This is a genomic window from Pseudomonas sp. LB3P93 (assembly GCF_054898025.1).
The window spans coordinates 1,641,874-1,655,156 of the sequence record NZ_CM142713.1 but is presented as its reverse complement, the minus strand read 5'-3'; the positions used below and the strand labels follow the sequence as shown (position 1 = coordinate 1,655,156).

At 59.2% G+C, this 13,283-nt stretch carries 2 protein-coding genes and 1 pseudogene; all 3 read right to left on the bottom strand.

What is annotated here, in order from left to right; genetic code table 11:
- Window positions 1-2,253: pseudogene (locus tag ACYZT8_RS07335) on the bottom strand (DUF637 domain-containing protein); the annotation flags it as partial.
- A gap of 391 nt (window positions 2,254-2,644) precedes the next feature.
- Entirely contained in the window at window positions 2,645-2,974 is a 330-nt protein-coding gene (imm40, locus tag ACYZT8_RS07330; protein WP_461980158.1) for an Imm40 family immunity protein, read from the bottom strand.
- A gap of 3 nt (window positions 2,975-2,977) precedes the next feature.
- Complete coding sequence (locus tag ACYZT8_RS07325; RefSeq protein WP_461980157.1) at window positions 2,978-13,276, bottom strand: two-partner secretion domain-containing protein; 10,299 nt, start codon at window positions 13,274-13,276, stop codon at window positions 2,978-2,980.
- Window positions 13,277-13,283: the final 7 nt, after the last annotated feature.

Here is a 13,283-nt window from a genome sequence, read left to right as displayed (position 1 = left end):
TTAAAAACCTAAATCCTTCCCGCCTGAACGACTTGCAGACTCAGTTATCTGCTCCCAGCTTTTGCCTTTAGCTCTCAGCCAATCAATAGATGGCCCAAGCTTGTCCCCATATACTCGCAAGTTTCGCTCATAAATCCCTGCAAGCTTATCAGGTGGTGTTAGATCCTTATATTGAACGCCTAACTCACGGCGTATCTGATGGAGTTGACGAGCGACTTGCTCTGGCGTTGCACCTGCTGCGCGCATACTGAGACTAATCTCTGACAAACTATTAACTTCATCGACATATGCTTGCCGTAGAGGTGGAAGCTTATCTACCGAACCAGTTGCTTTTGCGCCACCCCTACCAAAACCTACCGGACTTTTCCCAATCAGCGCCGGACCCACCGCTGACATGACCTCGGTCAACAGTGTAGCCCGTTCCAGCGGAGACAGTTTCTTTCCACTCGGCGGATCTATCCAGCTGGTCTCTTTGGCCCATTGATCTATATCCGCCAGCTCAGCCGGGGTCAGCCAACCTTCCTTGAGATTCTTCGCAAAAGCAATTTGCTTATCCGAAGCAAACAATGCTCCCCAGCCATCGACTCCCTGCGAGGGAACCGCTATGGCTCCTGGGTTCCCTGTGAGCAGCCCGGCCATGTCGTAGGAGATATTTCGCCGCAGGAAATCCATCAGGTCCTTGGCGACCGGTGCATCCAGTGAAACTGCGCTGTTCTGGACTCCATCTACACACGCTCTGCTCTTACAGGCATTCATGGCCATCGAACGCTTGGTCGAGAGTTCTTCGTAGTTTCCTACAATCTCGCGGATGTTCTGTGCACTGCAGCCTTGCGTCGCGCGACAGCCTTGAAGCTCTTTCAGCAAACGCTCAGCAGAGGGGTGGTCGAGGTTGTTGTACTGCGTTGCGTTTGCCGTAACTGCGGAAGCAGCAGATGCGTCGCCCCCAGTAATCGCTGCGCTCAATACACCGATCAGTTGCGATGCTGCCAGTAGCTTACTGATCCCTTGCTGGTATTCCGGACTGTTTCTATCGACGCCGACGGGTAGCAACTTGTCGGCAAGGAAGTCCACGACAGCTTCATTCACACCGGCCGCCAGCGCCCCTGATCGGAAGTCGCCGCCCATTGCCTCGGCCATCAAGCCGCCCAATGCGGCGTGCATTACTGTTTTTGTCAGTTTGCCGTTTTCGAACAGCGTTACATCACCAATCTTATTGGCACCGATTGCGCCGGCAATAGATATTCCGGCCCCCAGCGTCGCGTCGATGAGATTGTCTTTAACGCTACCGCCCATGATCGCCGTTTTCGCTGCGGTGTCGGCGGCAACTTTAATCGCCACAGCCTTAGCGCCAGCTGCATCAAACGACAACTTCGTAGGGTTAAAACCGAACTGTGCGGCAATACCCGCGGTAGCACCCGCAAGTACGTAACCTTTGAGATTTTCAGAGGAGGCGACGTCTTTCAGAGCAGCGCCCAAATTCCCTTTGTTATTAATCGTGCTAACTGCTGCCGTACTGGCCATCGAAGTGAGCACGCTCGTCGCGATCACATTCCCCAGTCCCGCCGCCGTAGCCGCCGTGGCAGCGGTAGTCGCCGTCGCTGCGGTGCCTATCGAAGCCGCCGCCATGGTCCCACCCGCAGTGGCGCCCATCGCCGTACTGGCAGAAGCCACCGCCGCACTCGCAGCCCCCGCCGTCAGGACCGTGACGATGATCGCCAGCATCGCGCCCTGCCCAAGGCTGGAATGGCTGTATTTGAACGAATCATGCATTTCTTGCACTTGCCGCCAGTCCACATCTCCACGCTTCTCGGCCTCTGTCAGCCAAGCCAGTTGCGGGTCGGCCTTTACCATCACATCGATGGTCTGGCTTATGGTGTGCTGGTCGATCTGCTTAATATCAATCTTCAAGCCGTCGACGGCTTTAATCACGACGCTACCTTCCGCGATCATCTGCGTCTGGCGCAGTGTCTCATCGGTATTACCCTTGCCCTTCGCACTCGTCCAAGCCAAGTCACCCTTGCTCTTCTCATGACTCTCCTGACGCAAATCCTTAACCGCCTCAAACGTCACCGCCCCACCACTGACAATCGCGATATCGCCGCCACTGTCGAGCTTCGCCGCCTGGTACTTCTGATCCCCACCGCTCTCCAGCGTCAGGTCGCCACCGGTCTTGATTTCGCTGCCGATGTTTTTCACATCAGTGACTTCATCACGCTGCGTTTTTTTGCTGCCCCAACCACCCTTTTTGTTCAAGGGGATCGCCCGAGGCGAATTCCGTTGTTGAGGCGCGCAACGCTAGACGGGGCGCGGCCTGCTCGCCGGTTGGCACAGCCGAGACGCGGTCAAGGTCAAAAAACACCACGACGTGGGTGTTCGGCCCGTGTCTCAAAAATTGTAGAGACGCATTTTTAAAGAGCGATCGACGACTCTGCCGACGGTTTTGCGATCAAAGCCTACCAGAGGCTCACCGCCCCCAAACGTCGTCATGGCTTCCGCGGGGGTGGGGCGCGGTTTTGCGCCTATATATTGGGAAATTTCGGGGCAGCCTAAGTCACCACAAACCCAAAACCCCTAGCTGTCCAGCGGCAAAGCCAGCGGAGGGCCAAGGGCAACGCGCCTACCGTTACTACACCTCTTGGGGAAACTAGACTTTAGGCACTAGAGCAAAAAGCCCTCCAGGCATTAAGTACCTGAAAATATAACTCGCGGCCTTGTCAGAACTTCGCTTTAAAAAATCAGAATCCGACTCGTCGGAACCTTGGTCGCAGTACCAACTGTCGTACGTTTGCTCAGCTGTCTCGCCAACTAGTTGATATACATCCCCTCCAAGAATCGAAATTCCAAAAGCCTCAAGTTCATAAACAGCACGTAAAGCTTCATCACGTCCCAAGGCCCAGTTCCTCACACCCAAATGCTCGAGGGATACTCCGCAATTTAGAATAGGATCAATTTGTTCCGACCATATAGTATTCATAAGTCACTCCGCCGGGGCTGGCTTGAATAGTCGGTGATTGATTGACCCATCCGACTCCTTTATGAACTCGAAAACGCCCTGTTTCCCACGATACTCACCTGGAATTTTCAGCATATCTCTTACAACACCATCTCCCCCGGTGATCTTCGTCACCTGTCCGGCCCCCTGGAACGTTGTGACACTTTCCGGGAATCCATGAAGATCGCCAGTCTTGATCTGACCTAGGACTTTATCTGTATATTTCGTGCCTGCGAAGAAATCATCTGCGACCGAACTTCCACCTTTTGCAAACCACGAACCGGCCTTCCCTAGTATAGCGGCTAACCCTAAGCCAGAAAGCGATCCGGCCATGAACTCGCCCCACGCCTTGACGAATTCGTTCGCTGGCTGGACGCCCTCAAACCCTTCACCTCGCGCGAGTGCTCGTGCGAGCTGATCAACCTCTTCGGCGGAAGCCCCCTGGCTTTGCATGTACTCCACGGCGGTAGTGGCCGCTTGCGCATATTCGGTTAAACCTGGAGGCAGGTGATCGCCGAAATTATACTGGGTACCGTTCTGCGCGACCCACGCCCCAGTTTGCAGTTTGTCAGCATCAGCGTTGGGGTCTTGAACAGCGGTCGCCAGCAAGCCAACCAACTGCGAATTCATCGTCAGCAGACGGTCTCGCTCATCCTTGGGTAAACCGGCATAGCTTGAGGCCATATCAGCAACCAGGGCTTCATTAAGCCCGGCTGCCAAGGCACCCGTTTTAAAGTCACTGCCTGCCGCTACAGCGGCCAATCCACCCATCAGCGCATGCAAGCCAATCTTGGCCAGACCGCCATCCGGCAATCCAGTATTACCCACCAGATTGAAGCCATAGGCGGTGAACGCACTCACCAGACTGTTTTGCAAGGCATCGCCCAAGCTGCCATCGCGCCCCAGCGCTTTATTGAGCAGTGCGGAGGTGGTGTTCTGCAGTGCCTGGTTCGCGGCAAACTGGCCGAGGCCTCCCAAGCTGCTCAGGCCACCCGGATTGGACACCACGACCTTACCGGTATTGGCCAAGGCCCCACTGGTGGATTCGGTCAATGGCGTCCCGGCGGCCGCTTCAGTTCCCGTCCAACCGTTGAATACTCCGGCGGCGAGACCTGCGGTCACACCAGCGATGATGTAATTTTTCATACTCTCGCTGTTGAACGTATCCGCGAGGGTCGCACCGAGGTTGCCTTTGTTGTTGATCACGTTGACAGCCGCATTGCCCGCCATCGCCGTCAGCACCGAAGTGGCAATAATATTGCCCAGCCCGGCAGCGGTGCCCGCCACGGCGGCGCTGGTTGCAGTGGCCGCAGTTGCAGCGGTCGCGGCAGCCATGGTGCCACCCGCACCCACAGCGCTACCCGCCGAGGCCGCGAGTGCGCTGGCGGCTCCCGCGGTGAGTGCCGCCACAATAATGATGATGGCCAGCATCGCTCCGGCACCGAGGCCGGAACTTCTGTAGTCAAAGGAATCATGGATCTCTTTGATCTGCTGCCAATTCACGTCGCCACGGGCCTCGGCGTCCTTCAGCCAGGCCAGGCTCGGATCGGCCTGCACCATGGTGTCGATGGTCTCGCTCACCGACTTCTGATCGATCTGCTTGATGTCGATGTGCAAGCCATCGACGGCCTTGATGATCAGTTGGCCTTGGTGCTCCAGCTCACTCTGGCGCAGTGTTTCATCGGTGTTGCCCTTACCCTTGGCCGATTGCCAGGCCAGATTACTGCTGCTCTTCTCGTGGCTCTCCTGGTGCAGGTCCTTGACCGCTTCGAAGGTGATCCTCCCACCGCTGTCGAGGGTCAGGTCCTTGCCACTGTTGAGCTTGGCGCCCTGGTAGCGTTGGTCACCACCGCTGACCAACGTCAGGTTGCCGCCCGTCTTGATTTCACTACCGATGTTTTTGACGTCGGTCACTTCATCACGCTGGGTCTTCTTGCTGCCCCAGCCACCCTTTTTGTTCATGTCGTACAGCGAGTAATTGCTGTCTTGTGCCGCCAGCAGGTTCAGCTCGTTATTGGCATGCACATAGGCTTCGTTGCCCGCGCTGATTTTGCTGGCGACCAGGGTCAGGTCGGTGCCGGCGATGGCGATCAGGTTGCCACCGGCTTTCAGCTCGGCGCTTTGTTGGGTAACCGTGTCCAGTTGGGTAATGGTTTTGGTCTGGCCTTTTTTGCCTTTGGAGTAGTCGTGCTCTTCGTTGGCGGCTGCGGCCAGGGTCAGGTTTTCGCCGGCCTGGACGCTGAGGTCTTTTGCCGCGCTGACGGTGCTGGCGACCACGGCGATGTCGCGTCGGGCGTCGATGGCCAAGTTGCCGCCCACGTCCACGCTGGAGCCGTGTTGCAGGACAGTTTGTTCGGTGCTCTTGACCCGGCGGCGCTGGTAGGCGGCGCTGTCTTCTTCGGTCTGGCTGGCGATGACTACGTCGCGCCCGGCCGTCACGCTGGCGTTGCCGCCGGCCTTGAGGTGGCTGCCGAGGTTGAGGACGTCACGCCCGGCGCTGAGCTTGAGGGTGTCGGTGGCTTCGAAGCGCGATGCTTCGCTGACCACGTCATCGCGCAGTTGAAATTGCTCGCCTTCGCGCTTGAAGGTGGTGACGGTGCGCTCGTTGATGATGTCGCCGGCCAGGGTGGTGGCGCTGAGGTCGCGGCCGGTGACGATGCCGCCACGGCTGTTGCGGATCGAGTCGGTGGCGAGCATTTCCAGGCGGTTGCCCGCTTGCATCAGGCCACTGTTGTCGAGGTTGCCCGCCACCATGTTCAGGTTGTTGGTGGCGCGCAGGGTGCCGCTGTTGTGCAGATCGCCGCCGGTGATCAGGCTCACGTCCTGGCCCTGGATCAGTGCACCGTTGGGCGCCAGACGATTGTTGGCCTGGGCCAGGTATAAAACAGGGGTCAGGACTTTCTGGCCATTGACCTCCGCCTCTTCCATCCAGACGATGTCGTGGGTCAGCGCCGTCACTTGTTCGGCGGTCAGCGACACGCCGAGTTGCAGGTTTAGCGAGTCCTTGTAGGAGATGGCGTTGTCCATCAGGTAGCGGAACAGCGCGTCATCGCTGGCGATGCCATTGATGTAACGCTGGCCGGTACGCGCCACCACGGCTTCGCGGATCAGGCGTTGCTCGTAGAGGCCGTCACCGAGACGCTTCCAGCTGTCATCGGGGTTGTAACCCAGGTTGCCGAGCAGGTAGTCGGAGCTCATGAACTGCTTGAGGTCGGTGAGCGCCGGATTGGTTTCGATTAGGTATTTGTGGCTGTTGTCTACCGGGGCGATTTCGGGCAACCCCTGCACACGGTTGACCGACGGTGCGCGGGTGTCCAGTGCCAGCGGACCCTGACCGTTCACCGCACCGCTGAGTGGCTGGCCGTCGACACTGAAACCGCGCTTTTGCACGGCGGTGTAGTCGAGGGTCCGTTCCCGGTCTTTGGCGGTAATTTGGCGGCTGCCGACGCTGAAGTCCGCATTAGTCGTCGAAGCGCTGGAGGCACCGTCAGCCTTGGCTTGCTGACCGCTCATGCGGAACAAGCCGTTCTGGCCGGTGGGCAGGCTGAATCCGGGCAAGGTCACCGGGTTGACCTGACGCTGGGCCAGCTCCGGTGGCAGTTGCGCGGTGATCGCCGGTTTGACGGTGGAGGCAACGACGTCGGAGTTGGTGTTGCGGTTTTGCGCCGGCGTATTGATATCCGTGGCGTTGGGGCGGATGACGCTGTTATTGATTTCCTTTGTCGCATTAACCGTCACCGAACCCGCCGCCTGAATAACGGCCGGTGCAAGCACACTCCCGGTAGTCGTCACCACATAGCTGGAGTCCTCGTAAAAGTTACCGATCCCGTTTTTCAGCTTTTCAATGGTCATTTCGCCGGGACGGTAGTCTTTCGAGTCGGGGTTGTTATAGAGGTTGAACTGATCCCTACGGCTGATAAGCGTGTCGTACACACTGTCATTGCGGGTATAGAAGCTCGAGTCAAAATGGCGGTCTTCGCCACCTGCCGCGCCCGTGTTGTTCAGTACCCCGGTGTTGATCAGGATATTGCCTGCCGCCGACATTGAGCTGTAGAGGTTGTCGACGGTTTGAGCGGTAACCGTCAGGCCGGCACCCGATGAGATAAACGCCATGGGGGAACTGCCGGTGACGACGTCCTCATAACGCTCAACCGAGCGAAAGTGGACTTCACAACCCTTGCCATCACAAAAATCGTCGTAGTAGGTATCAAAGCTGCCCGACACCAGTTTCATTTCGGTGCTGAACTGGTCGCGGCGGTTGCTCAGGGTGTCAGCCAGCAAGCGCATGTTGCCGGTGCTTTCCAGAGTGCCGGAGACGTTTTCGATCAGGGCGCTGCGCCCGCTTGCGTCATCCCGGGCAATGTCCAGGCCGCCGAGGCTGTAGACGTCGCCATAGCGGTTGCTGAAGTCATTGACCCGCAACGTCATGTCGCTGCCGCTGAAGATCAGGCCCTTGTCGTTGACCAAGTGGGTGGCGTTCAGGCGTACCTTTTCAGCGCCGCCCAGGGTGCCGTAGTTGTTCAATGTGCTGGCGTTGACCGTCAGGTCGCCGATGGCGGTCAGGCGCCCACGGTTGTTCAGGGTGGTGCTGTTGACCTGGGTGAGTGCACCACCGGCAATACGGCCGTTTTCGCCCAGATTAAGGCTGGCGGTAGTGAGGGTCATGCCTCCCAGGCTGCTGACCCGGCCGTTGCCGCTGTAACCACCGGTGAGCGTCAGGTTGAGGGTACCGTCGCTGGCCAGCAGGCCTTCGTTGGTCCAGGTGTCGCCGGTGCCGGTCAGGCTTTGGGCACCCAGCAACTGACCGCTGGCGGTCTGGGTGAATTGGCCAATGTCAAGGTTGAGGCGCCCGGCCTGGATCACGCTGCTGTTGGTCCAGCTCGCGGCCTTGATGCCCAGTTGACCGTTGGTGACAAAGCTGCCGCCGGCACGGGTGACTTGATCGGAGGTCAGGTCGAACTTACCGCTGCCGCTATGCACGACGCGCCCACCGTTGTTGTCGAGGCCACCGGCTTGCAGGTTAAGGTTTTCATTAGCACTTTCTAGCGCGCCAAAACGGTTATCGAACAGGCCCGAAACATCGATCTCGGTGGTACCCGCACGGCCCATGGCCCTCAGGCTACCGCCGACATTGTTGATGGATTGAGCAGCCAGGCGCAGGGCGTCGTCGCTCTCGATCAGGCCGAAGCGGTTGCTCAGGGTACCCGTGAGGCCGAAGTCAATAGTGCGTGCACCGACCTTGCCGCCATTGCCGGTCGCAGTGCCTTGGTTATCGAAATCCTTGGCGGTGACCTTGAGCAAGGTATCGGCATACACACCACCACCCTGGTTGTTCAAGGTGCTGGTGACGATACGGTTTTCACCGCCCAAGGCAGACAAGTGCCCCAATTGGTTGAGCAACCCATCCCTGGCGTCGATATTCAGCGATTGTGCCTGGGTGATACCGCCGCCGTTGTCGAACAGACCACTGACCAGTTTGATCCAGCCTTTGCTGCTGTTGAGTACGCCACCCGCAGTGTTGGCCACACTGGCCGACGCCAGGTCCAGACTGCCACTGAGGCTGTCAACCCGGCCGCCTTGGTTGTTCAGCGCGCCACCGAGGCGCAGCAGGTTGTCGGCATGGCTTTGTAACGTGCCCTGCTGGTTATTGAGGGTTCGAGCGGCGAGATCCACCTTGCCCTTCTGGCTGAAGATCAGGCCGTCCTGCTGGTTGTTGACGTCACCGGCCAGCAACTTGAGCACCAGGTCCTTCTGGCTGGCAAGCGTGCCTTTATCGCGGTTATTCAGATCGCCATTGGCGAGGGTCAGGTCAAGCCGGTCCTGGCTGACCAATTGACCACCACGGTTATCCAGGTTGGCGGCGTTCAGTAACAGGGCCGCACTACTGGCCAGACGGGCTTTGTTGGCGTTGATCAGCGCACCACTGAGGGTACCTTCCAGGGTGCCCTGGCTGATCAGTTGACCGGCGCTGTTGTCCAGGCTTTGGGCAATCAGGGTGATGTTGGCCGCGCTGATCTGGCCGCCACGGTTGAGGATCTCACTCTGGGCGTTGTTGAAGTCCAGGTGTTGGCCTGCGGAAATCAACCCGTTGTTGCTGTTGTCCAGGCGACCGGTAACGGTGAGGCTGACATCCGCCTGGCCTGAGATGATCCCTTTATCATTGTTCAGGCTGGCCGCGCTGATGGTTTGCTTGCCCTGACTGACCAGGGCACCCGCTGCGTGGTTGTCCAACGCACCGGTAAGTGTGGTTTTCAAGGTACCGCTCTTGCTCGACAGCGTGCCCTCGGCACTGTTGTCCAGCTTGCCCCCAACGACCGTCAAGCCATTCCAGCCAGAGATCAGTCCCTTGTCAGCGTTGACCACTGCCTCAGCGTCGAGACGCAACAGATCGCCACTGAGGATGACCCCGCGATCACCGTTATCGATGCGCCTGGCGGCCACCGTGAACGCCTTCTGGCTGGAGATTTCTCCTTGTTCGCGGTTGGTCAGGTTGGCAAGACGAGCGAAGGTCAACAGCCCTTTGGCGCTGATCAAGCCCGCGCTGTTGTCCAGATTGCCGCCTTGCAGGTCGATGGTCACGGCGCGCTCGCCGATCAAGCGGCCCTGGCGCTGAATCAGCTGTTGAACGGTGAGTTTCAAGTCGCCCTTGGCCGAGATTTCCCCGCCAAGGCTCGAGTCCACATGCTGGCCTGCCAAGGTGAGATCGCCCTGGCTGTTGATCAGGCCTGCACCGTTGTCGAGGTTGGCGACGGTCAGGTTCAACGCTTGCTGACTACCGATCACGCCACTGCGGTTGTCCACATCGGCAGCGGTAACCGTCAGGCTGCCATCGCTGACCAGTTGCCCGCCCTGGCGGTTATCCAACGCGCCAGTGTTGAGGGTCTGGTGCGTGCCGGCGGAGAGCCGGCCCTTGTCGCTATTGTTCAGTGAACCCGAGGTTGCAGTCAGGGCAGTAGCCGCGGAAATCAGCCCCTGGTTATGGTTGTCCAGAACACCGGTGACCTTCAGGTCCAAGGCGCCACGGCTGGCGAGTGCGCCACCGGCCTGGTTGTCCAGGCTGCCTGCATCCACCTGCAAGAGGTTCTTCGCTGACAACACACCTTCGACGCTATTATCCAGCGCCTTGGCGACGCGTACCTGAAGGCTGTCGCCACTGATGACTTTGCCGCCCCGGTTGCTCAGCACGTCGGCCGCCAACAGGAATGACAGTGTGCTGGAAATCTCACCGCCCTGGCTGTTGTCGACGTTGCTTAGGTTGCTCAACAGCAATTGGCCCGGTGTCGCAATCAGACCGTGGTCGCGGTTGATCAGTTGCCCATAGTTCAAGTCCAGGTCGATGCGAGTATTGCTGACCAATTCGCCACGATCCTGTTGGTTCAGCTCGGTCAGGCTTGCCTTGACCGTGGACTTGGCGAAGATCGAACCTTGTTGGCTGTTGTTCAGTTGCCCGGCATTGAGGGTGATTCCGGCGTCACTGCTGATGCTGCCTTTTTGACTGTTGTTCAAGCCCGCGCTATGCACCTCAATGCTGTCCTTGGCACTGATCACACCTCCCTGGCTGTTGTTCAGCGCAGCGCTCACCAGAGTGGTCGTGCCATCGGCCAGCAGTTTGCCCGCCTGATTGTTCAATTGGCCCTGGGTCGTGACCGACAGCGCATTGGCGGCAGACAGAATGCCGCCCTGGCTGTTATCCAGCGCAGCCGCCTTGACGGTTAACGCGCCTTCACTGAGCAAGGTGCCCTGCCCCTGGTTGAGCAAGTCACCGGTCAGCTGGATGTTCAGGTCTTTTTGGCTGGTGACACGGCCACCCTGGCTGTTATCCAGTTGACCGCCGTTCAACACGAGGCTTTCGCGCCCCGCCAGCAGGCCTTTGCTCTGGTTGAGCAGGCGTTGCACCGTCAAGGTCAAGCCACTGTCACCAATCACCTTGCCGGCGTTGTTGGTCAGTTGATCGGCCACCAGCAGCACTTTGGCCTGGCTGGATATTTCGCCTTGCTGGTTGAGGATAGTCTGGCTACGCAGGTCCACGCCCTTGGTGGCGGCGACGAGCCCGCCGTTGCGGTTGTCCAGCGAGGTGCCGGTAAGGCTCAGTGCGCCTTCGCTGGCCAACTCACCCGCTTGTTGGTTGAGTACGCCGACAGTTGCCCGCAGGTCACCCTTGGCACTGATTCGACCGGCGCCGTTCTCGAGTTGGTTGGCATTGAGCGTCAACCGACCATCGCTGCTCAGTTTGCCGCCATTACTGTTGTTCAGGCTGGCCAATTCGACACGGGTATCACCCTTGCTGCTGATGACGCCCTTTTGGCTGTTGTCGACGCTGCCACCGGTCAGGGTCAATGCCCCATCCGTGATCACCAGACCGCCCTGGTTGGCCAGGGTATTTCCGTGCAGCGCGAGGGTCGTTTTGCTGGACACCAGCCCGGCCTGGGCGTTGTTCAGTTGCCCGACGGAAACCTGCTGGGCGCCCTGGCTGATCAGGTTGCCTTCATTGTGATTGTCGAGTAGCCCGGCGATGGTCGCGGTCAAGTTACCCTGGCTGGCGACGGAGCCTTTATCGCTGTTATCCAGGCTTGAGGCTTGCACCGTCAGCAGGCTGGTGGCGGAGAAAATTCCCAGGCGGTTATCGATCGCGCCGCTGGCGGTTACGTTGAGGTTGCTGCCCAGCAGCTTGCCGGAACGGTTATCCAGCGTCGTGGCGGTAACGGTAGTTTGGTTGGCGGAGATTTCACCCGCGCGGTTACTCAACTGTCCGGCTGTTACACGGGCCTGCTTCTGGCTGGCCACCAGGCCGTTGTCGTTGGTCAGTTGGCCGGCGTTGAGCGCCAAGTCTTTGAGGCCTATCACTCGACCGCTCTGGTTATCCAGCGCAGCCGTCACCGTGACATCGGCACTGTTGTCACTGTGCAGCAAACCATTCGTGCGGTTATCCAGGCCAATGGCATTGACTTTGAGCGAGTCCGTGCCGAGGACGCGGCCACCACGGTTATCTATTTGGCCTGCGTTAACCACGGCTTTCGCGCCGCTCAACGTACCACTCTGGTTATCCAAGGTCTGGGCGGCAGCCACCGTCAAGGTGCGACTGGCAACCACGCTTTGAGTATTTTTAAGGCTCGCCGCCGACAGGCTGACGTCGCCGCTGGCATTGCGGCTTTCATCAGCATTGACGCCCGCTTCGATGATGCCGTTGTTGATCACCTGCCCGCTGCTGGTCAGGGTGATGCTATCCCGCGCGGCTAGGCTTTTCTGGTTGCTCAACCCCTCGGTGGCTTGCACATCGATACGGGTGCCGGCGTAGATCGCGCCCGTGGCGTCAAGCTGTCTGGCCTTGACCACCACGGCTTCGCTGGCCTTGGCATTGACCATGCTCAAACGCCCATTGGCATCGAGCTGAATATCACCACCGCTGGCGATCAGTTTGCCGTCAAGTTTTACCCCGACCCCGGCCTCGGTACCGACCAGTTTGATCGCTCCGGCGTACATGCCGCCCAGTGCCGACGAGTCGATGGCCAGTTGCGGTTTGGCGCTGCCGTCATCGGCGCGAGCGGTGGCGCTGAGCGTCTGTGCATTGACGTCGTTACGACCGGCCACAATCGTCAGGTTCTTCGCCTGAATCTCGGCATTGATCTTCGCGCTGCGGGTGATGATTTCGAAGCTGTCTACGTTGGTCGCGTTCAGCCCGGCGCCGTCGATGGAAACGCTGCCCTGATCAACCTGATAGCGATCCAGACGCCCGTTGTCGAGCACCGGTTTGCCGGTGGTCAGGGTCACGCGGGGGGTGTTGATGAATCCGCAGCCGTTGCAGCTAATGCCGTAGGGGTTGGCGACGATCACCCGCGCTGACTGACCCGCCACTTCCGTGTAACCGCGCAACTGACTCGGGTTGCCGCCGTTGACTTCGTTGAGGATGGCTTGCGCGGCGGTACCGTTGAGGTTCGGGTTGCCAAGGATGATGCCGCCCAGCTGCGTCGACTGCGTTCGCACCGTGGCGTTGTTGAGAATCACCCCTTCGCTGCCGACGTTGTAGTCATGGAACTGGTTGTGCGAGAGGCCGCTGGCATTGGGCGCCGCGATGTTAACGATGGGTACGCCATTGCCCGCCTGCCCAAGACTGGTCCCCGGCGTAGCCACCACGATACCCTCGGCCTGCGCCCACATCGGCTGCCAGAACATCACGTTGGCCAACAGGAACGCCAATCCGCGCTTGGGCATGCCCAAGAAGTGCTCGCGGGTTTTCAGTTGCGCAGAAGGCTGGCGCGCAAGGAAGGCGTAGTGGCGAACGTCCATGTGGAAG